Origin of the sequence: Pseudomonas sp. Sample_16, assembly GCF_004307665.1 — a bacterium.
GTDB lineage: Bacteria > Pseudomonadota > Gammaproteobacteria > Pseudomonadales > Pseudomonadaceae > Aquipseudomonas.
In genome coordinates this window covers 1-21,797 of the sequence record NZ_RCOB01000085.1, presented here as the reverse complement: position 1 = coordinate 21,797, position 21,797 = coordinate 1, and the positions used below count along the sequence as shown (strand labels likewise).

Here is a 21,797-nt window from a genome sequence, read left to right as displayed (position 1 = left end):
TGCGACATGAGCCAGCCGAAACTTCTCGACACCCCGCTGTATGCCTTGCTGCACAAGGACGACATCACAGGATTCAATAACGAACGACCAAAGGAAGGACCGATCGACATGGTCGGAGGCGATTTCCGAGGCCTGGATCTGCGCGAACTCAATGCTGATGGTATCGACTTCACCGATGCTTATTTTCGATCCGCCGATTTGCGTGGCATCGATTTTCGCAAGGCTTCGCTTGAAGGCGCGAGCCTGGCCCATGCACAGATTTCCGGCGCCTACTTTCCAGCGGAACTCAGCGCTGACGAAATTCTGATGTCGATGAACTTCGGTACCCGATTGCGTTATCGCACACGCTGAATCCCGTGCGTAAATTGACAAGTCCAGCGCCCCCGCCTTGCGCTGGACTTCAGGTGTATTTCCTCTGATTTCCAGCTGTTCCCCGCTGCTTCCTGCCCGTTTCGCGGATTTTATCCGCGTGCTTTTTCAACGACGCTTAGAAGCTTTTGCGTCGAAAACGACCAAACGATAACGCTTTTCCTGCTGATGGCTACACTCCTCAGAAGCTTGCCCACGCACCATTCGGCCATCGCAAGGAGGCTTGATGAATGATGAACTGCAACACCTGAAAAATCTTGGCAAGACGTCGGCGCAGTGGCTGCATGCCGTGGGCATCCACAGTGCCTCTGACTTGCGTCGCCTCGGGGCGGTGGATGCTTATCGGGCCGTGCGCACGCGCGGCTTCAGGGCTTCCAAGGTGTTGTTGTATGCAATCGAAGGGGCCCTGATGGATGTGCACTGGAATGACATTCCTGCCGAACGCAAAGAAGCCCTGAACAAACAATTGGAGGCTATTTCTTCACGCCACAAGAGCTGAATGACGGCTGTCGCTTCCCTTGGAATCAAGCCAATGAAAAATTAACTCATCAAAACGATCGACCAAAGCCCGCTATTTCAATGACTTACATCGAAAGCTCATCAACAGGCTGGAAAACGGGTAATCAGATGTTGACTCGCTAATGAGAATCGCTATGATTATCACAACTGGTCGCGAGACTGGTCGATTTTCTGAATAGCCCTTGGTTCGGACTCTCAGATTATCTCCTCATCAGGCTAATCACGGTTATTTGACCCGGCTCTTGCCGGGTCTTTTTTTGCCTTGGAAAAGTCACACGACTTAATGAATGTCTGTTTCGGGATAGAACTCGTCGGCGAGCTTTTTCAGGACCTCAGGTAAACGTGGCCCCAATCCACCTACGAGCAAGGTTGGATCGAGCTCGATGACCCGCCCATCCCTGGCGGCACGAGTGGATGCCAGAATCGGGTTTTCCTTGAACAACGCGGCCCGCGCCGCATTGCCGCTCAATGCCCTGTCGGCAAACACCAGGACATCGGGATCCAGGCTCACCAGCGACTCGTTGGAGAATGGTTTGTATCCGGTGTGGGTCGCCAGATTGTGGCCGCCGGCCCGTTGCAGCAGCCAATCGGCAGCGGTGTCCTTGCCGGCAATCAGCGGCTTGCCACCTGCATGACCGAGCAACATCAGAACACCGGGCGATGGTTTCGTCAGCTGTGCACGGGTCACCCGGACTTTCTGTTGCTCAAGGGCCTGTTGATAAGTGGCCAGCAATTGACTAGCCCGGTCTTCCGCGCCGAGTAACTTGCCCAAACGCTGGAGGTTATTCTGCAGCGTGGAGAGGTCCGGTTGCGCCGAGAATAATTCGACCTGCACACCCGCACTGCGAACCTGCGACAGCACCGGCGGCGGCCCCATTTCCTCTGTGCCGACCAATATCTGCGGGCGCAAACTCAAGATGCCCTCCGCCGAAAGCTGGCGTTGATAGCCGATACTGGGCAGTGCCTTGAGGGTTTCAGGATGTTGACTGGTGGTATCGACCCCCACCAATTTCGCCTCGCCACCCAATGCAATCACCCACTCGGACAGCGCTCCCCCCGCACTCACCCAGCGCTGGGGCAACTCGTTGGCAGTCACGTGACAGCAAACGAAGAATCCGACACAGAGTGCAGCAACACGGGTAGTCAGACGCATGAAGAGCTTCCTTTTAGGGTTTCCCGGGCACTGAATCGACAAGCCAAGTATCCTGCGCATCTGGCTGCCGCTAGGCCGGCTAGTCAGTCATTTGATAATCACTCGCATTTTTACGTCAAGCTCATACACATCCGGTCACCATTGCGGGACCTGAGGACCAACATGAAACTTCTGTGTGCCGGCGTTGAGCTGGCCGATGCCAGTAGCCGCGGCTTCGAGATCGATGGCCAGAAACTCTTTGCCGTGCGCCGGGGCGGCCAGGTTTATGTGTACATCAATCGCTGCCCGCACCGGGGCGTGGGCCTGGAGTGGACGCCTGACCAGTTTCTCGACCCCAGCAACAGCTTGATCCAGTGCGCCACCCACGGCGCGCTGTTCTTGATCGAGGATGGCGAATGTGTGTCCGGCCCTTGCGCGGGCCAATCGCTGACCCGCGTTACCTGCCGTGAGGATAGCCAAGGGATCTGGGTCAGCCTTTAATCGCCCAACAGCACCTCCAGCCGTCGATCCACCACCATTTCTTCATGGGTCAGGCTCACGCCATAAGCCAGGACTTCAACACCACAAGCCACAGCCTCACGTAACGCCGCCGCGTAGACCGGGTCGATTTCTTGTGCCGGGCGCACGGCGTCGATCCCGGTCAGGTTGACACAATACAGTTGCACCGCACGAATCCCGTCTCGAGCCAAGTGGGCAAGCTCCCGAAGGTGTTTGGCCCCGCGCTGGGTCACGGCATCAGGGAAAGCGGCAATGGCGATGCCGCCGAAACCCAGGGTGACGCTTTTCACCTCTACATAGGCCGGCCCTTCGGGGTAGTCGAGACGGAAATCGATCCGGCTCTTTTCCTGACCATAGGCCACTTCGCGCTTGAGCTCGGTAAAACCGTTCAGTTCCGTGATGACACCCGCCCGCAGCGCTTCTTCGATCAAGCCATTGGCCCGACCGGTATTCACGCAAAAATGCCGGCCATGTGGCGTCTCACCAATTTCCCAGGTACCTGGCAATTTGCGTTTGGGGTCATTGGAGCGGCTGAACCAGACTTGCCCGCCTTCGACCTGACAATTGAGCATCGAGCCGGTGTTTGGGCAATGAATAGTCAGCAACTCGCCGCTAACGGTCTCGATATCGGCAAGAAAGCGCTTGTAACGACGTATCAGCCGCCCTTCTTCGAGAGGAGGATGAAAGCGCATCAGCCTTGCCAACTCCGCAGACCACGAGCGATCCGATCCACCGCTTCCTCCAGGCGTTCCAGGCTTTGGGTATAAGCAAACCGCACATGGTGCCCCGCCTGATAGCGACCGAAATCCAGCCCAGGGGTAAACGCTACGTGTTCGGTTTCGAGGAAATGGCGGCAGAATGCGAAGGCATCACCGCCGAACTTGCTGATATCAGCGTACAAATAGAAGGCACCTTCCGGCTCGACGGCAATCCCGAAGCCTAACTCACGCAGCGCTGGCAACAGGAAATCCCGACGCCGCCCGAATTCGGCACGACGCTCTTCGAGAATGCTGATGGTCGCCGGCTCGAAGCAGGCCAATGCGGCGTGTTGAGCCATGCTTGGGGCGCTGATGTACAGGTTCTGCGCAAGCTTCTCCAACTCGCCGACCGCGGCTTCTGGCGCGACCAGCCAACCCAGGCGCCAGCCGGTCATGCCGAAATACTTCGAAAAACTATTAAGCACGAAGGCACTGTCGTCGACTTCCAGCACACTGGCGGCATCGGTGCCATAGGTCAGGCCATGGTAGATCTCGTCCACCACCAGGTGACCATGGCGCTCCTTGATCGCGCGAGACAGCCCGGCCAGCTCATCGCGGGTCAGTATTGTCCCGGTCGGATTGGCCGGTGACGCAACCAGCGCGCCGACGCTGTCATGATCCCAATGCCGCTCGATCAAGCCGGGCGTCAATTGATAACGCACGTCCGGGCCGACCGGCACCAATTGCGCCGCGCCTTCGACCAATCGCAAAAAGTGTCGGTTGCACGGGTATCCCGGGTCTGCCAGCAGCCAATGCTTGCCCGGATCGACCAGCAAGGCACTGGCCAGCAACAGGGCACCGGAACCCCCGGGCGTTATGAGAATGCGGCGCGGGTCGATGTTCAGCCCGTAACGCTGTTGATAAAAGCCCGAAATGGCCTCACGCAGTTCAGGAATGCCACGGGCCGCGGTGTAACGGGTCCGGCCTGCCTCCAGCGCGGCTTGCCCCGCACGAATGATCGGCTCGGCGGTAGTGAAGTCCGGCTCGCCGATTTCCAAGTGGATGACATCGTGGCCGGCGGCCTGCAATTCATTGGCCCGTGCGAGCAACGCCATGACATGAAAAGGTTCGATCGCGCGACTGCGAGCACTGTAGGACTGAGCCATTGGCCTTCCTTCAACGAAGAAAAGAATCGATTCTACCCAAGCGCAGGAACGAGCGAGAACCTAAAGCGGTCAGAGGCGTTATGGCCCAGACCCAAAACGACTCAAGCGAGCGCCCAAGGTTTGACTAAAATCAATATTTGAGCAGCGCTCCAGACCCACCAGACAGCGCTTTGCCAGCATTTGCAAGCGCCACAGGCCGCGGGCTCGACATCCGGGAGTAGCGCGGTCTGATTTGATCTGGTAAGTTCGCCCGCTTGCAGCCGCAGGGCCGGCAGGTGTCGGTGATGGAGCAATCCTGCGCAGATGGATTACAAGAGTAGAGGCGGTCTATTTCATGTCCACCCAAGCAAAGCAACAGGCAGTCCCGTCGATCAGCGGCTTCGAACCCTATAAAGAAGTTCCGGGCGAGGAGTACATGGGCAAGCCCATGCGCGCTCATTTCACCAAGGTCCTGAACAAGTGGAAACAGGACTTGATGCAGGAAGTCGACCGTACGGTTGATCACATGAAGGACGAAGCAGCCAACTTCCCGGACCCGGCAGACCGTGCCAGCCAGGAAGAAGAGTTCGCCCTCGAACTGCGGGCCCGCGATCGTGAGCGCAAGTTGATCAAAAAGATCGACAAGACGCTGCAACTGATCGAAGACGAAGAGTATGGCTGGTGCGAGTCGTGCGGCGTTGAAATCGGCGTCAAGCGCCTGGAAGCCCGCCCTACGGCCGACATGTGCGTTGACTGCAAGACCCTCGCGGAAATCAAGGAAAAGCAAGTCGGCAAATAATGGCGACTTGAATGAAAAACGGAGCGTGCGAACGCTCCGTTTTTGTTTCCGATATTTGCCGATACCTGTTACGCCTTCGGAATCGCCTTCGCGAGCAAGCTTCGCTCCTACAGAGACTGGCGATATCTCCTGTAGGAGCGAAGCTTGCTCGCGAAGGCCGCTCGAGCCATGCTCAAAACGATTGGACAGCCCGACATCGCTTTATGACCACCATCACCTCCCCCACCTACATCGGGCGCTTCGCCCCCACGCCAAGCGGCCATTTGCATTTTGGTTCGCTGGTCGCGGCACTGGCTTCTTACCTGGATGCGCGTGCGGTGGGTGGCCGTTGGCTGATGCGCATGGAAGACCTGGACCCGCCCCGAGAAGAGCCCGGTGCCCAGGCCGCCATACTCAGGGCGCTGGAAAGTTACGGTTTCGAGTGGGATGGCGAACTGGTTCGCCAGAGCGAGCGTCACGACGCCTACGCTGAAGTGCTCAATCGCCTGCTCAACCACGGCCTGGCCTACGCCTGTACGTGCTCGCGCAAACAATTGGAGCCGTATCACGGCATTTACCCGGGTTTGTGCCGCAACGCCGGGCATGGCACTGAAGACGCCGCAATCCGAATACGCGTTCCTGAACTGGATTACCACTTCATCGACCGCGTGCAAGGCGAGTTTCACCAACACCTGGGGCGGGACGTCGGTGACTTCGTCATTCGCCGCCGCGACGGACTCTACGCCTATCAATTGGCGGTGGTGCTGGACGATGCCTGGCAAGGCATTACCGACATCGTGCGTGGCGCCGACCTGCTCGACTCCACGCCGCGCCAGCTTTACTTGCAGGAACTGCTTGGCTTGCGCCAACCGCGGTACTTGCACATCCCGCTGATTACCCAGCCCGACGGCAACAAACTGGGCAAGTCCTACCGTTCGCCACCGCTGACGGAAGACCAGGCCACACCTTTGTTGCTGCGAGCCTTGCGCGCACTGGGGCAAAACCCCGGCGCCGAACTGGTTCATGGCACACCACGGGAAGTGCTCGACTGGGGCATCGCCCACTGGGACGCCTCGCTGATCCCGCGCACACTGAGCCTTCCCGAGGCACAACTACAGTGATCATGCTTGCAGTGGCACGCCCATCCGTTACCATCGCCGCACGTTTTCGGGCACGCGGATAAAAAAGAGAGGCCGGGATGTACATCTATCGCTTGGTCCTGCTCCTGGTAGTGGGGATTTATCTGTTTTCCCCGGCCATCATGGATTGGTGGATCGACGCCACGGGCGCCTGGTATCGCCCTTATCTGCTTTGGCTGATCCTGATCGTCGTGACCTTCATCCTGCAGAGCCAAAAAGATGCCGATGAGCTTTAGCCTGACCCAGATGATCCTGATCAGCGCCGCGTACCTGGCGGTGCTGTTCGGCGTAGCCTGGATCAGCGAACGGGGCATGATCCCGCGGGCGATCATTCGCCATCCGCTCACCTACACCCTGTCGCTGGGCGTCTACGCCAGTGCCTGGGCGTTTTACGGCACGGTCGGCCTGGCCTATCAATACGGCTACGGCTTCCTGTCCAGCTATCTCGGTGTTTCCGGCGCATTTCTGCTGGCGCCGGTGTTGCTGTATCCGATCCTGAAAATTACCCGTACTTATCAGCTGTCGTCCCTGGCGGACCTGTTTGCCTTCCGCTTTCGCAGCACCTGGGCTGGTGCGCTCACCACGATTTTCATGCTGGTCGGCGTGTTGCCGCTGCTGGCGTTGCAGATTCAGGCGGTGGCGGACTCCATCGGCATCCTCACCCGCGAGCCGGTGCAGCATCGCGTGGCCCTGAGTTTCTGTGCGCTGATCACGCTGTTCACGATTTTCTTCGGCTCCCGACACATCGCCACCCGTGAGAAACATGAAGGGCTGGTGTTTGCGATTGCCTTCGAATCGGTGATCAAGCTGATTGCACTCGGTGGCGTCGGCCTGTATGCGCTGTACGGCGTGTTCGATGGCCCGCAGCAACTCGAGCTTTGGCTGCTGCAAAACCAGACCGCTCTCGCCGCGCTTCACACGCCGCTGCAGGAAGGCCCGTGGCGAACCTTGCTGCTGGTGTTCTTCGCCTCCGCCATCGTGATGCCGCACATGTATCACATGACCTTTACCGAAAACCTCAACCCGCGCTCATTGGTGAGTGCAAGCTGGGGCTTGCCGCTGTTCCTGCTGTTGATGAGCCTGGCAGTACCGTTGATTCTCTGGGCTGGCCTGAAACTCGGCGCCACCACCAACCCGGAATATTTCACCCTGGGCATTGGTATTGCCGCCAATAGCAAGGCGTTGGCGTTGCTGGCCTATATCGGCGGATTGTCCGCCGCCAGCGGCCTGATCATTGTCACTACGCTGGCGTTGTCGGGGATGGCGCTCAACCATCTGGTGCTGCCGCTCTATCAGCCGCCAGCCGAGGGCAACATCTACCGCTGGCTGAAGTGGACCCGCCGCGCCCTGATCGTCGCGATCATCATGGCCGGTTACGGCTTCTATCTGCTGCTGGGTGCCGAACAGGATCTGGCCAATCTCGGCATCGTCGCGTTCGTTGCCACCTTGCAGTTCCTGCCCGGCGTACTCTCGGTCCTGTACTGGCCGACCGCCAACCGCCGCGGCTTCATCGCCGGTTTGCTGGCGGGGATTCTGGTGTGGCTGGTGACCATGCTGTTGCCGTTGGTCGGCAATCTGCAAGGCTTCTACATTCCGCTGTTGAACATGATCTACGTACTGGACGACACCAGTTGGCACATGGCCGCAATCGCCTCGCTGGCCGCCAACGTGTTGATGTTCACCCTGATCTCGCTGTTCACCAACGCCAGCACCGAAGAAGCCAGCGCCGCCGAAGCTTGCGCCGTGGACAACGTGCGTCGCCCGCAACGCCGCGAACTGCATGCCGCCTCGCCACAGGAGTTCGCCACGCAACTGGCCAAACCGTTGGGCGCCAAAGCGGCACAGAAGGAAGTCGAACAGGCCCTGCGCGACCTCTATCTGCCCTTCGACGAGCGTCGACCTTACGCCTTGCGCCGCTTGCGTGACCGCATCGAGGCCAACCTCTCCGGTCTGATGGGGCCGAGCGTGGCCCAGGACATGGTAGAGACATTCCTGCCTTACAAGGCGGGTGGCGAAAACTATGTCACCGAAGACATTCACTTCATCGAAAGCCGCCTCGAGGATTACCACTCGCGCCTGACCGGCCTGGCGGCTGAACTCGATGCCCTGCGCCGCTATCACCGCCAGACCCTGCAGGAGTTGCCGATGGGCGTCTGCTCGCTGGCCAAGGATCAGGAAATCCTCATGTGGAACAAAGCCATGGAGGAGCTGACCGGTATCGCCGCGCAGCGCGTGGTCGGTTCGCGCCTGAGTACGATCGCCGACCCATGGAAAGAACTGCTGCAAGGCTTCATCAACGTCCCCGACGAGCATTTGCACAAGCAGCACTTGGCCCTCGACGGCCAGACGCGCTGGCTCAACCTGCACAAAGCGGCGATCGACGAGCCGCTCGCGCCAGGCAACAGCGGCTTGGTGCTGCTGGTGGAAGACCTGACCGAAACCCAGATGCTCGAAGACAAACTGGTGCACTCCGAACGCCTGGCCAGCATCGGTCGACTGGCCGCCGGGGTTGCCCACGAAATAGGCAACCCGATCACCGGAATTGCTTGCCTGGCGCAAAACCTGCGCGAGGAGCGCGAAGAGGATGGCGAGCTCAAAGAAATCAGCGGGCAGATCCTCGAACAGACCAAACGTGTGTCGCGCATCGTGCAATCGCTGATGAGTTTTGCCCATGCGGGCAGCCACCAGCACAGCGACGAGCCCGTTTGTCTGGCGGAGGTCGCCCAGGACGCAATCGGTTTGCTGGCGCTGAACCGACGTAATTTCGAAGTGCAGTTCTACAACCTGTGCGACCCCGATCACTGGGTCGAAGGCGACCCGCAGCGGCTGGCGCAGGTATTGATCAATCTGCTTTCAAACGCCCGCGATGCCTCGCCTCCCGGCAGCGCAGTGCGGGTCAAGAGCGAAGCCGGCGAACACACGGTCGACCTGATCGTGGAAGACGAAGGCAGCGGTATCCCCTCGAGCATCATGGACCGATTGTTCGAACCCTTCTTCACCACCAAGGACCCGGGTGAAGGTACCGGTCTGGGCCTTGCACTGGTCTATTCCATCGTTGAAGAGCATTATGGACAAATCACCATCGACAGCCCGGCTGATGTTCAGAGCCAGCGCGGCACCCGTATACGGGTGACATTGCCGCGTCATGTCGAAGCGACGTCCGCTGTGAACTGAGACCGTCGAGAGTATCGAATCAATGCCGCACATTTTGATCGTCGAAGACGAAACAATTATCCGCTCCGCCTTGCGCCGCCTGCTGGAACGTAACCAGTATCAGGTCAGCGAAGCCGGTTCAGTGCAGGAAGCACAAGAACGCTTCACTATTCCCACGTTCGACCTGATCGTCAGTGACCTGCGTCTTCCGGGCGCCCCGGGCACCGAGCTGATCAAACTCGGCCAGGGCACTCCGGTGCTGATCATGACCAGTTACGCCAGCCTGCGCTCGGCGGTGGATTCGATGAAAATGGGCGCGGTGGATTACATCGCCAAGCCTTTCGATCACGACGAAATGCTCCAGGCCGTCGCGCGCATCCTGCGCGACCGCCAATCGTTGCAGACCAGCGGTGAACCGGTTGTCGGCAAAACCAGTAATGGCGCAGCCAAATCCGGCCCGGACAACAGCAACGGTGAAATCGGCATCATTGGCTCGTGCCCGCCGATGCAAGATCTGTACGGCAAGATCCGCAAAGTCGCACCGACCGATTCCAATGTCCTGATCCAGGGCGAATCCGGCACGGGTAAAGAATTGGTGGCGCGCGCCTTGCACAACCTCTCCAAGCGCGCCAAGGCACCGATGATCTCGGTGAACTGTGCGGCGATTCCGGAAAGCCTGATCGAGTCCGAACTGTTCGGCCACGAAAAAGGTGCGTTCACCGGCGCCAGCGCCGGGCGTGCAGGCCTGGTGGAAGCCGCTGATGGCGGTACGCTGTTCCTCGATGAAATCGGCGAGTTGCCACTGGAAGCCCAGGCTCGACTGCTGCGTGTATTGCAGGAAGGCGAGATTCGACGGGTCGGCTCGGTTCAGTCGCAGAAAGTCGATGTGCGCTTGATTGCCGCGACCCACCGCGACCTCAAGAGCCTGGCCAAGATCGGCCAGTTCCGTGAAGACTTGTACTACCGCCTGCACGTGATTGCGCTGAAATTGCCCGCCTTGCGCGAGCGAGGTGCCGACGTCAACGAAATCGCCAATGCCTTCCTGGCGCGGCAGAGCGCACGGATCAATCGTACCGACCTGAAATTCGCCCCGGATGCGGAGCAAGCCATTCGTCATTACTCATGGCCAGGCAACGTGCGTGAGCTGGAGAACGCCGTCGAGCGCGCAGTCATTCTTTGCGAGAGCCCGGAAATCTCCGCCGAGCTGCTGGGCATCGATATCGAACTCGGTGATCTGGAAGACGACGAGTTCATCGGCCTGCCCCCGCAACAGGGCAGCGCCAGCACCGGTAACAACAATCATGAACCGACCGAAGATTTGTCCCTGGAGGATTATTTCCAGCATTTCGTGCTCGAGCACCAGGACCACATGACCGAAACCGAACTGGCCCGCAAGCTCGGGGTCAGCCGCAAGTGCCTGTGGGAACGCCGTCAGCGCCTTGGCATTCCACGGCGCAAAACCGGGGTGGCCAGCGAGAGCTGAACCACAGCTGTCTCATGTGCGGGTAACAGGTGACTTTGTGAAAAAACTGTTACCTCAGTTTTTTCACGTAACAGAAGCCGGGGCTTACGGTAACGAAGCCCCGGCTTTTTTTGGCCTGCGCAAACCTCAACAGCACGCCTAACCCCTTGTTTTACTGGGCCTCACAAAAGTTGGCACGCACCCTGCTATATGTTTGGTACAAGAACAATAACAAGCAATGCACAAGACAATAAAAATAAGACGAATCGACTCACGCACAATAAAAACAAGACGGCGAGAGGCGCAGCTAACTGATTCTTTTGGAGAGGCGTTGTATTTGGGGCTTACCCCACGACCAGGCCGAGAACAACAAAAACTGTCTTAAGACAGAGCCTGTACTGGTTGGATCGAGAGATCACTGCAATTCAGCGACCAAAGCAATCCGTTTGCTCTTGGCTCCCGATTGGGAGGGTCATGAAGGAAAGCTTCATGGCGAGGGCACTTAACAAAAACAAAAAGCCCGAAACCAATAACAAAAATAGAGCATGCAACTACTTCTTGGGGAGCTTCGGCTCCCCTTGTAGTTTCTGGCGTTTGGCGCCCTGCGCTCCCAGAGTCTGCCGCTATGCCTATTGCGTCCGCAGACAGCCCCTTCAAGCTCTTGCGCAGCTTCCTACACCATCCCCCGACTAAATGCTAGAATCCCCGCCCATCATGCGGTCATTCTTCTGTTTTGGCCGAACATTCCTTCAAACAGTGCATCCCATGCTGAAGAAGCTGTTCCAGTCATTCCGTACTCCCCTGCGTCGTACGCAACACATCCGCAGCACGCCTGAAGTGCTCAACAGCGGCCAACATTCGCTGCAAAAGGGGCAATTCAGCCGTTACGCGGTGAACATCGTCGAACGCCTGCAGGGCGCTGGCTACCAGGCGTATCTGGTTGGCGGCTGTGTGCGTGACATGCTGCTCGGCATTACGCCGAAAGACTTTGACGTTGCCACCAGTGCCACCCCTGAGCAGGTTCGGGCCGAATTCCGCAATGCGCGAATCATCGGACGCCGGTTCAAACTGGTGCACATCCACTTTGGTCGCGAAATCATCGAAGTTGCGACCTTCCGCGCCAATCACCCGCAAAACGATGAAGAGGAAGACAACAATCAATCCTCGCGCAATGAAAGCGGGCGCATCCTGCGCGATAACGTGTATGGCACCCTGGAAGAAGACGCACAACGCCGCGACTTCACCATCAACGCCCTGTATTACGATCCGGTCAGCGAACGGATTCTCGATTACGCCAACGGCGTACACGACATTCGCAATCAATTGATCCGTCTGATCGGCGATCCGAAACAGCGCTACCAGGAAGACCCGGTGCGGATGTTGCGAGCCGTGCGTTTTGCCGCCAAGCTGAATTTCGGCATCGAAAAACACAGCGCTACGCCAATCCGCGACCTGGCACCGATGCTGCGCGAGATTCCATCGGCCCGTCTGTTCGAGGAAGTACTCAAGCTGTTCCTTTCCGGCCACGCCGCGGACACCTTCGAGATGCTGGTCGACCTGCAACTGTTCGATCCTCTGTTCCCGGCCAGTGCCGAGGCCCTGGAGTACAACCCGACTTACACCCATACGTTGATCAGCGAAGCGCTGATCAACACCGACCTGCGGATCAAGCAGAACAAACCGGTGACTCCGGCCTTCCTGTTTGCGGCGCTGCTCTGGCCAGCCTTGCCGGCTCGCGTCCTGCGCTTGCAGGAGCGTGGAATGCCGCCGATTCCGGCGATGCAGGAAGCAGCCCACGAACTGATTGCCGAGCAATGCCAGCGCATCGCGATCCCGAAACGCTTCACCATGCCGATCCGCGAGATCTGGGACATGCAGGAACGCCTGCCCCGCCGCAGCGGCAAGCGCGCCGATCTGCTGCTGGACAACCCACGCTTCCGTGCCGGTTACGACTTCCTCTTGCTGCGCGAAAGCGCCGGCGAGCAGACCGATGGCCTGGGCGAATGGTGGACCGATTATCAGGATGCCAATGAAAGCGAACGTCGCGACATGATTCGCGACCTCAGCGGCAAGGACGAAGCTGGCGGCGCGCCGCGCAAGCGTCGTCGCAGCGGTGGCTCCAAGCGCAAACGCGCAGCGGGCGCTTCGAGTACCACGGGCGAGTAATCGATGGAACGCATCTACATCGGCATGGGCAGTAACCTGGCTGACCCGGCTGAACAATTGCGCAGCGCTGTTGAAGCGCTGGCGCAGCTGCCGCAATCGAAACTGGTCGGGGTGTCCGCGTTTTATCAAAGCGACTCGCTGCTCCCTGGCCAACCGCGTTACACCAATGCGGTGGCCGCTCTCGACAGCACGCTGGCGCCACTGGACCTGCTGGATGCCTTGCAAGCCATCGAAAACGGCCAGGGCCGCGAGCGACTGGAGCGCTGGGGACCACGTACGCTGGACCTCGATATCCTGCTGTTCGGCGATCAGGTGATCGATGAGGCGCGCCTCAAGGTGCCGCACTATCACATGCAGGAGCGGGCTTTCGTTCTATACCCGCTGGCCGAACTGGCGCCCGCGGATCTGCACCTGGCCGATGGCCGCACCCTCCGCGAACTGCTGGCCGCCTGCCCGTTCGTCGGACTTGAACGCCTGTCCCAAGATTGACGCAGCCCCCTGTAGGAGCGAGCCTGCTCGCGATGGCGATTGAACAATCACCAGGATTGTTGACTGACACGCCGCTATCGCGAGCAGGCTTGCTCCTTAATTGGGTTACTTTGCGTCCGGCAGTCTGCTGAAACGCATCAGTTACTTCGGTAACACCCCACCCGTAACAATGCGGTAACACACCGGATTGACTTCCCGAGTTCTCATCACGACTATAGGCGTCCCGCTGCCGCCAATGCGGCACACAAGGGCGCAATCCAGGCCTTATAAGCACGACAAAAGACCGTGCGCCTGAGTACATGACGAATCACGCGCGTTACTCGCAGTAGTTTCCATAGCGCCTGAACGAGGATTTTTTGACATGCCAGCCATCACCCTGACCACGCTCCAGAGCCTCAAGCAGAAAGGTGAGAAAATCACCATGCTGACCTGCTATGACGCGACCTTCGCCCACGCCTGCAATCAGGCTGGCGTCGAAGTACTGCTGGTGGGCGACTCACTCGGCATGGTTTTGCAGGGTCACGACAGCACCTTGCCGGTCACCACTGCCGAAATGGCTTACCACGTCGCCGCCGTCAAACGCGGTAACAGCGATGCGTTGATTCTCGCCGACCTGCCTTTCATGGCCTATGCCACCACCGAACAAGCCATGACCAACAGCGCCCTGTTGATGCAAGCGGGTGCGCACATGGTCAAGGTCGAAGGTGCATTGTGGCTGGCAGATTCCATTCGCCTGCTCGCCGAACGCGGTATCCCGGTTTGCGCGCATATGGGCCTGACCCCGCAATCGGTGAATATCCTTGGCGGCTACAAAGTCCAGGGCCGCAACGAAAACCAGGCACGGCAGATGCGCGCCGACGCAATTTCGCTGGAACAGGCCGGCGCAGCCATGCTGTTGCTCGAATGTGTGCCAAGCGAATTGGCCGAAGAAATCACTCAGGCCGTCAAGATTCCCGTGATTGGCATTGGCGCAGGCAACCGCACCGACGGCCAGGTACTGGTCCTGCACGACATGCTCGGCCTGTCGATCACTGGTCGCGTACCGAAGTTCGTGAAAAACTTCATGGCTGGCCAGGAAAGCATTCACGCGGCCTTGAGCGCCTACGTCAGCGAAGTCAAGGCAGCGACCTTCCCAGGCATCGAACACGGATTCTCTGCATGAACACCGTAAAAACCGTACGCGAACTGCGGGCCGCCGTGGCCCGCGCCCGCAGCGAAGGCAAGCGCATCGGCTTCGTGCCGACCATGGGCAACCTCCACAGCGGTCACGTTGCGCTGATCACCAAGGCCACCCAGCGGGTGGATTTCGTGGTCGCGAGCATTTTCGTCAACCCGCTGCAGTTCGGCGCCGGCGAAGACCTCGACAAGTACCCGCGCACTCTCGCGGCGGATCAGGAAAAACTGCTCGAAGCTGGTTGCGATCTGTTGTTCGCACCCACCGTTGAAGAGATGTACCCCGAGGGCATGACCGGCCAGACCCGTGTCAGCGTCCCGCAGCTGTCCGAAGGCCTGTGCGGCGCCAGCCGTCCGGGACACTTCGAAGGCGTGGCGACGGTGGTCAGCAAACTGTTCAACATGGTCCAGCCGGACCTGGCGATTTTCGGCGAGAAAGACTTCCAGCAACTGGCGGTGATTCGCGCGCTGGTTCATGACCTGAACATGCCGATCCAAATCATCGGCGAGCCGACCGTCCGTGCGGCCGATGGGTTGGCGCTGTCGTCGCGCAATGGTTTCCTCAGCGAAGAACAACGGGCCGTGGCGCCAGTGGTTTATCGCACGCTGCGCGAGATTGCCGAGTCGATCAAGCAGGGTGAGCGGGATTTCCCGGCGCTGATCAATGCGCAGATCCAACAGCTTGAAGCTGCAGGCTTACGCACGGACTACCTGGAAATTCGCCACGCCCTGACCTTGCGCCCGGCAACGGCCGAGGATCGCGACCTGGTGATTCTGGTGGCGGCGTTCCTCGGGACGACGCGGTTGATCGACAACCTGCACCTGAATCTCGACACCCCCATCTAAACAGCACAAACCCTCTGTGAGAGCCAACCTACTGGCGATCGTGAATGTTCAGTCACCCATGTTTTTTGACTGACACACCGCCATCGCCAGCAGGCTGGCTGCCACGAAGGCGATCTTCGCCAGTCCAAATTGCCTGATTCCAGACCTCTCCCCTTCCGTTTGTCGGACCGTTCCTAACCTTGATGTTAAAAAAGTACCGGAAACGGGTCAGACAAAGTCAAGACAGATCACTGCGCGGGGTTTACTGTAGTCGCCCTGCGCCATGAATTCGTGTCGACGCAGTTGACCGGACCGCCGACCCCTGGCGCTCCGGTATTTTTAGTGTTCAAAAGGCCGTTCAAGTAAAAAGGAAACCCGCAGCGATGGCGTATTACCGCACTCCTCACGACGTGACCGCTCTGCCCGCCTGGCAAGCGTTGAATGACCACCGCCAAGCCATGCAGGATTTCAGCATGCGCGAGGCTTTCAATGCCGACCCGCAGCGTTTTACCCAGTTCACCCTCAGCAGTTGCGGCCTGTTTCTCGACTATTCGAAGAACCTGATCAACGCCGAGACCCGCAACCTGCTGGTGGGTCTGGCCAATGCGGTCGACCTCCAGGGTGCGATCAAGTCGCTGTTCGACGGCGAAATCGTCAACGCCTCCGAAGGCCGCCCAGCCCTGCACACCGCGCTGCGCCGTCCGGTTGGCGACAAGCTGTCGGTCAACGGTGTCAATGTGATGCCCGAAGTGCACAAGGTGCTGAACCAGATCACCGATCTGGTGGGCCGCATCCATGACGGTCTGTGGCGCGGTTACTCCGAGAAGCCGATCACCGACGTGGTGAACATCGGTATCGGTGGCTCGTTCCTCGGCCCAGAGCTGGTGTCCGAAGCCTTGCTGTCCTACGCGCAGAAAGGCGTGCGTTGCCACTATCTGGCGAACATCGACGGTAGCGAGTTCCACGAGCTGACCATGAAACTGCGCGCCGAGACCACGCTGTTCATCGTCTCGTCGAAATCCTTCAACACCCTTGAAACCCTGAAGAACGCCCAGGCCGCCCGCGCCTGGTACCTGGCCCAGGGTGGTTCGGAAGCCGAGTTGTATCGCCACTTCATCGCGGTTTCGAGCAACAATGCCGCCGCCGTGGCCTTCGGTATCCGCGAGGAAAACATTTTCCCGATGTGGGACTGGGTTGGCGGGCGTTACTCGCTGTGGTCTGCCATCGGTTTGCCGATTGCCCTGGCCATCGGCATGTCGAACTTCAAGGAATTGCTGTCCGGTGCCTACACCATGGACCAGCACTTCCAGAGCGCGCCGTTCGAACAGAACATGCCGGTGCTGCTGGCGTTGCTCGGCGTGTGGTACGGCAATTTCTGGGGCGCGCAGAGCCACGCAATCCTGCCTTACGACCACTACCTGCGGAACATCACCAAGCATTTGCAACAGCTGGACATGGAATCCAACGGCAAGAGCGTGCGCCAGGACGGTACGCCGGTTGCTACGGACACCGGGCCAGTGATCTGGGGCGGCGTCGGCTGCAACGGCCAGCATGCTTATCACCAGTTGCTGCACCAGGGCACCCAGCTGATTCCGGCCGACTTCATCGTGCCGATCGTCAGCTTCAATCCGGTGTCCGACCACCACCAGTGGCTGTACGCCAACTGCCTGTCGCAAAGCCAGGCGTTGATGCTGGGCAAGACACTGGCCGAGGCGCAAGCCGAGCTGCGTGAGAAAGGCATGAGTGAAGACGACGTGCAGAAACTCGCACCGCACAAGGTGATTCCGGGCAACCGTCCGAGCAACACCCTGGTGGTCGAACGCATCAGCCCGCGTCGCCTCGGCGCACTGGTGGCAATGTACGAACACAAAGTCTTCGTGCAGAGCGTGATCTGGGGCATCAACGCCTTCGACCAGTGGGGCGTGGAGCTGGGCAAGGAACTGGGCAAAGGCGTCTACAACCGCCTGGTCGGCAGCGAGGAAACCCCGGCTGACGACGCATCCACCCAAGGCCTGATCAACTACTTCCGCGGGCGTCACCGCGGTTGATCTGACACCGTTCCTGTGGGGGTACTAATCTTGTAGGAGCCGGCTTGCTGGCGAAAGCGGTGTGTCATTCAACATTTTTGTAGACTGATACGCCGCTTTCGCCAGCAAGCCGGCTCCTACGAGGGTCGCGCAGCTCCCCTCTTGTCGCACAACAAGAATAAGGAACCGTCATGTTCGATATCAGCACGTTCCCCAAGGCCGATGCCGTCCGCCGGGCTGCACAACTGAGTCAAGACGACTACCACCGCCTGTACCGCGAATCCATCGAACACCCCAGTACGTTCTGGGCCGAGCAAGCCACCCGCTTCCTCGACTGGAGCACGCCTTGGCACACCGTCCAGCGCTACGACCTGAAAACCGGTGAGGCCAATTGGTTTGCCGGCGCGAAACTCAACGTCAGCTACAACTGCATCGACCGTCACCTGGAAAAACGCGGTGATCAGATCGCGATCATCTGGGAAGGCGACGATCCGGCCGAATCCACCCAGATCACCTATAGAAAACTCCATCACCATGTCTGCCGCCTGGCCAACGTGCTTAAAAGCCGTGGCGTGAAGAAAGGCGACCGCGTGTGCATCTACATGCCGATGATTCCTGAAGCGGCCTACGCCATGCTCGCCTGCACGCGTATCGGTGCGGTGCATTCGGTGGTGTTCGGCGGTTTCTCCCCGGATTCGCTGCGCGACCGGATTCTCGATGCCGACTGTCGCACCGTGATCACCGCCGATGAAGGCGTGCGCGGTGGCAAATTCGTGCCGTTGAAACAGAATGTCGACAAAGCCCTGCAAAGCTGCCCGGACGTGAGCACCGTAGTGGTGGTCGAGCGCACACAGAATCAGGTGAATTGGGTCGAAGGCCGGGACATCTGGTATCACCAGGCATTGCGCGATGTCGGCGACGACTGTCCACCCGAGCCGATGGACGCCGAAGATCCGTTGTTCATCCTGTACACCTCCGGCAGCACCGGCAAACCCAAAGGCGTGCTGCACACCACCGGCGGTTACCTGCTGCAAGCGGCGATGACCTTCAAGTACGTGCTGGACTACCGTGATGGCGAAGTGTTCTGGTGCACCGCCGATGTCGGCTGGGTGACGGGCCACAGCTACATTGTCTACGGGCCGTTGGCCAATGGTGCGACCACGTTGATCTTCGAGGGCGTGCCGAGCTACCCGAGCACTTCGCGCTTCTGGCAGGTGATCGACAAGCACAAAGTGAACATCTTCTACACAGCACCCACCGCTTTGCGCGCACTGATGCGTGAAGGTCCGCAACCGTTGAAGGAAACCTCCCGGGCCAGCGTCAGATTGCTCGGCACGGTCGGTGAGCCCATCAACCCGGAGGCGTGGGAGTGGTACTTTCATGCAGTCGGCGAAGAGCGCTGCCCGATTGTCGATACCTGGTGGCAGACCGAGACCGGCGGCATCATGCTCAGCCCGCTGGTGAGCGCGCAACGGATCAAACCCGGCTGCGCCACACAACCGATGTTTGGTGTGCAACCGGTATTGCTCGACGAACAAGGCAAGGAAATCAAGGGCGCCGGTAGCGGCGTGCTCGCCATAAAATCAAGCTGGCCGGCGCAGATCCGCAGCGTCTATGGCGATCCGCAACGGATGGTCGACACCTACTTCAAGCCCTACCCCGGCTATTACTTCACCGGTGACGGCGCCCGTCGTGACGAAGATGGCGATTACTGGATCACCGGGCGCATCGACGATGTGATCAACGTGTCCGGGCATCGCATCGGCACCGCCGAAGTGGAAAGTGCCCTGGTGCTGCACGACAGCATCGCCGAAGCCGCCGTGGTGGGTTACCCTCACGACGTCAAGGGCCAGGGCATCTACGCCTTCGTCACCCCCATGAACGGCGTCGAACCCGGCGACGAACTGAAGAAAGAATTGCTGGCGCTGGTCAGCAAGGAAATCGGCAGTTTCGCCAAACCGGATCTGATCCAGTGGGCACCCGCGTTGCCAAAAACCCGTTCGGGCAAGATCATGCGGCGCATTCTGCGCAAGATCGCCTGCAACGAACTCGACAGTCTGGGCGACACCTCGACCCTGGCCGACCCAAGCGTGGTGCAAGGCCTGATCGATAAACGCCTGAACCAATAACGCACTGCTGTCGGTAGGAGCAAAGCTTGCTCGCGATGAACGATAACGCGGTTCAACAGCAGATGGCGTGATCGTTCATCGCGGGCAAGCCATGCGCCCACAGAAAAACAGGAAATCACCGGGACACCATGGAATTCATCCGCACCCGCATTGAAACCCAAATCATGAGCCTGACCGGTCTATCCTTGGGCAAGCTCGATCTGGAGAACCCCAAGGGCGATCCCGGGCTGTTCGGGCCTGACTCCGTGAGCTGGCAAGTTCATGGTGACTTCAGCAGCATGCTCATCGGTGGCATCAGCGCGCTGATGCTGCAAGCTTTGCATCCGCTGGCCCTCGCCGGCGTCTGGGACCATTCGAATTTCCGCGAGGACATGCTCGGCCGATTACGCCGCACCGGGCAGTTCATTTCCGGCACCACGTTCGGCTCGCGACAGGATGCCGACTGGCTGATCGAAAAAGTCCGCACCATTCACCTGCAAATAACCGGCACTGCGCCTGACGGCCGCCCCTACGCCGCCAGCGATCCCGAGCTCTTGACCTGGGTACATGTAGCCGAGGTCAGCAACTTCCTCGCCGCACATTTGCGCTATCGCAATCCACATCTGTCGCCGGAAGATCAGGACCGCTATTACGCTGAAATAGCGCTGGTGGCAGAACGCTTGGGTGCCCGGAATGTGCCGCGCTCACGACAGGAAATTTCCGCATACCTTGAGCGCATTCGCCCGCAATTGCTGTGCGATGAGCGCAGTCGGGAAGTGTTGCGGCTGTTGTTGAATGCGCCATCCCCCAGCCGCCTCGCCAGGCCTTTCGGCGGATTGATGATGCAGGCCGGCATTGACCTGTTGCCGGACTGGGCCAGTGACATGCTCGACGTGCGCCAGAGCCCGCTGCAACGCAAACTGATCCGCGCCAGCGTCAATCGCAGTGCGCCGATGTTGCGCTGGGCGGTACGCAATGGCTCGGTACAGCGGGCCAAGCGACGGATGGGCCTGCTGACTTGACCCCGGACTCTGTGGCGAGGGAGCTTGCTCCCGCAGGGCTGCGAAGCGGCCCCAAAACCCAGGGACATTTCGATTTTTTGCGAGCGCTGCGCACTCGAGCGGGAGCAAGCTCCCTCGCCACAGGCAAGCCCCTCATCCAAACTCCACAGTGTTAAACTCCCGCGCCAAATCACCTCCTGCAAGGCGCCCAGCATGTCTTCCTTGAACCAGGCGCTGCGCGCCGCCCTCGATCATCGCCAGGACCTGTTGGCCGAGCTGCACAGCCAGGGCACCGATTGCTATCGCCTGTTCCATGGCAGCCAGGAAGGCGCCGGTGGCCTGACCATCGATCGTTATGGTCCGCAGCTGATGGTGCAGAGCTTTCATCAATCGCTGGAACGCGAAGACCTGCTGAACCTGCACGAAACGATCAACAACCATCTGGGCCTTGAAACCCTGCTGGTCTACAACGACCGCTCCCGCGGCAACTCGCGCATCGACCGCGAAGACAGCGTCTACCGCGCGGAGGAAGCAGCGCTGCAAGATCTGGTCGGTCACGAGTGGGGCCTCAATTACCGCGTTCGCGGCCGTCACGCCGGGCAGGATCCGCTGCTGTTCCTCGACCTGCGCAATACCCGTGGCTGGGTCAAGGATCACAGCAAGAACAAAAGTGTACTGAACCTGTTTGCCTACACCTGCGGCGTTGGCCTCAGCGCAGCAGCCGGTGGCGCCCGCGAGGTGTGCAACCTGGACTTCGCCGAAGGCAACCTGGCGGTCGGTCGCGAAAACGGCATGCTCAACCCGCAGTTGCCGACCATGGCGTTCATCCAGTCCGATTATTTCCCGGCCATTCGCCAACTCGCCGGCCTGCCGATCAGCCAGCGTCGCGGGCAGAAGCTGCCGAGCTATCCGCGCCTGGAACAGCGCCAGTACGACCTGGTACTGCTCGACCCACCCGCCTGGGCCAAGAGCGCGTTCGGCACCGTCGACCTGCTGCGCGATTATCAGAGCCTGCTCAAACCCGCGCTGCTGACCACCGCCGACGACGGCGTGCTGATCTGCTGCAACAACCTGGCGAAAGTCAGCATGGACGA

The 21,797-nt window shown here is 59.6% G+C and carries 19 protein-coding genes; 16 read left to right on the top strand and 3 right to left on the bottom strand.

The window, feature by feature from the left end:
• Positions 1 to 6 precede the first annotated feature (6 nt).
• Complete coding sequence (locus tag D8U69_RS12430) at positions 7 to 351, top strand: pentapeptide repeat-containing protein (protein WP_056855613.1); 345 nt, start codon at positions 7 to 9, stop codon at positions 349 to 351.
• A 244-nt stretch (positions 352 to 595) separates the two neighbouring features.
• Positions 596 to 868: a TfoX/Sxy family protein gene (locus tag D8U69_RS12425; protein WP_056855614.1), complete on the top strand. Its 273-nt coding sequence runs from the start codon at positions 596 to 598 to the stop codon at positions 866 to 868.
• 300 nt (positions 869 to 1,168) lie between these two features.
• Here D8U69_RS12425 and D8U69_RS12420 read toward each other — a convergent pair whose 3' ends face one another.
• A complete protein-coding gene (locus D8U69_RS12420; RefSeq protein ID WP_130907404.1) occupies positions 1,169 to 2,041 on the bottom strand; it encodes an ABC transporter substrate-binding protein in 873 nt (290 codons plus the stop codon).
• 162 nt (positions 2,042 to 2,203) lie between these two features.
• Between D8U69_RS12420 and D8U69_RS12415 the strand changes: the two genes are divergently transcribed.
• Positions 2,204 to 2,521, top strand: coding sequence for a Rieske 2Fe-2S domain-containing protein (locus D8U69_RS12415; protein ID WP_056855616.1), 318 nt, complete (start codon positions 2,204 to 2,206; stop codon positions 2,519 to 2,521).
• On the opposite strand, the gene sfsA is transcribed toward D8U69_RS12415, so the two are convergent.
• Both sfsA and D8U69_RS12405 read right to left on the bottom strand, forming a co-directional pair.
• Positions 2,518 to 3,231: a DNA/RNA nuclease SfsA gene (gene sfsA, locus D8U69_RS12410; protein ID WP_130907403.1), complete on the bottom strand. Its 714-nt coding sequence runs from the start codon at positions 3,229 to 3,231 to the stop codon at positions 2,518 to 2,520. The two genes, D8U69_RS12415 and sfsA, sit on opposite strands and share 4 nt — an antisense overlap.
• A complete protein-coding gene (locus tag D8U69_RS12405; protein WP_130903542.1) occupies positions 3,231 to 4,403 on the bottom strand; it encodes a pyridoxal phosphate-dependent aminotransferase in 1,173 nt (390 codons plus the stop codon). Before D8U69_RS12405 ends, sfsA begins: the two co-directional genes overlap by 1 nt.
• Before the next feature lie 334 nt (positions 4,404 to 4,737).
• Between D8U69_RS12405 and dksA the strand changes: the two genes are divergently transcribed.
• The 13 genes from dksA to D8U69_RS12335 form a co-directional block, all read left to right on the top strand.
• The gene (dksA, locus tag D8U69_RS12400; RefSeq protein WP_056855619.1) at positions 4,738 to 5,181 is read left to right on the top strand and encodes an RNA polymerase-binding protein DksA; all 444 of its coding nucleotides are present in this window, start codon (positions 4,738 to 4,740) and stop codon (positions 5,179 to 5,181) included.
• 203 nt (positions 5,182 to 5,384) lie between these two features.
• Positions 5,385 to 6,281, top strand: a complete 897-nt coding sequence (gene gluQRS / locus D8U69_RS12395; RefSeq protein ID WP_130907402.1) for a tRNA glutamyl-Q(34) synthetase GluQRS — start codon at positions 5,385 to 5,387, stop codon at positions 6,279 to 6,281.
• A 77-nt stretch (positions 6,282 to 6,358) separates the two neighbouring features.
• On the top strand, positions 6,359 to 6,535 hold the full coding sequence (locus tag D8U69_RS12390; RefSeq protein WP_003176118.1) for a hypothetical protein: 177 nt from the start codon (positions 6,359 to 6,361) through the stop codon (positions 6,533 to 6,535).
• Positions 6,519 to 9,473 (top strand): sensor histidine kinase, encoded by a 2,955-nt coding sequence (locus tag D8U69_RS12385; RefSeq protein WP_177434431.1) that lies wholly within the window; start codon positions 6,519 to 6,521, stop codon positions 9,471 to 9,473. The genes D8U69_RS12390 and D8U69_RS12385 overlap by 17 nt, the downstream gene beginning before the upstream one ends.
• Before the next feature lie 22 nt (positions 9,474 to 9,495).
• Positions 9,496 to 10,935, top strand: a complete 1,440-nt coding sequence (locus tag D8U69_RS12380) for a sigma-54 dependent transcriptional regulator (RefSeq protein WP_056855622.1) — start codon at positions 9,496 to 9,498, stop codon at positions 10,933 to 10,935.
• Positions 10,936 to 11,679: 744 nt separating this feature from the next.
• Positions 11,680 to 13,080 carry a polynucleotide adenylyltransferase PcnB gene (locus D8U69_RS12370; RefSeq protein ID WP_056855623.1) on the top strand — a complete coding sequence of 467 codons (1,401 nt, stop codon included), beginning with the start codon at positions 11,680 to 11,682 and terminating at the stop codon, positions 13,078 to 13,080.
• 3 nt (positions 13,081 to 13,083) lie between these two features.
• On the top strand, positions 13,084 to 13,569 hold the full coding sequence (gene folK / locus D8U69_RS12365; RefSeq protein WP_056855624.1) for a 2-amino-4-hydroxy-6-hydroxymethyldihydropteridine diphosphokinase: 486 nt from the start codon (positions 13,084 to 13,086) through the stop codon (positions 13,567 to 13,569).
• Between the two features lie 361 nt (positions 13,570 to 13,930).
• Positions 13,931 to 14,731 carry a 3-methyl-2-oxobutanoate hydroxymethyltransferase gene (gene panB, locus D8U69_RS12360; protein WP_130903546.1) on the top strand — a complete coding sequence of 267 codons (801 nt, stop codon included), beginning with the start codon at positions 13,931 to 13,933 and terminating at the stop codon, positions 14,729 to 14,731.
• Positions 14,728 to 15,588: a pantoate--beta-alanine ligase gene (panC, locus tag D8U69_RS12355; protein WP_130907401.1), complete on the top strand. Its 861-nt coding sequence runs from the start codon at positions 14,728 to 14,730 to the stop codon at positions 15,586 to 15,588. The genes panB and panC overlap by 4 nt, the downstream gene beginning before the upstream one ends.
• 362 nt (positions 15,589 to 15,950) lie before the next feature.
• Positions 15,951 to 17,615: a glucose-6-phosphate isomerase gene (pgi, locus tag D8U69_RS12350; RefSeq protein WP_056855627.1), complete on the top strand. Its 1,665-nt coding sequence runs from the start codon at positions 15,951 to 15,953 to the stop codon at positions 17,613 to 17,615.
• A 170-nt stretch (positions 17,616 to 17,785) separates the two neighbouring features.
• Complete coding sequence (acs, locus tag D8U69_RS12345) at positions 17,786 to 19,723, top strand: acetate--CoA ligase (protein WP_130907400.1); 1,938 nt, start codon at positions 17,786 to 17,788, stop codon at positions 19,721 to 19,723.
• A 128-nt stretch (positions 19,724 to 19,851) separates the two neighbouring features.
• Positions 19,852 to 20,724 (top strand): oxygenase MpaB family protein, encoded by an 873-nt coding sequence (locus D8U69_RS12340; RefSeq protein ID WP_130907399.1) that lies wholly within the window; start codon positions 19,852 to 19,854, stop codon positions 20,722 to 20,724.
• Between the two features lie 192 nt (positions 20,725 to 20,916).
• The coding region (locus D8U69_RS12335) for a class I SAM-dependent methyltransferase (RefSeq protein ID WP_130907398.1) at positions 20,917 to 21,797 on the top strand (881 nt) is incomplete at its 3' end.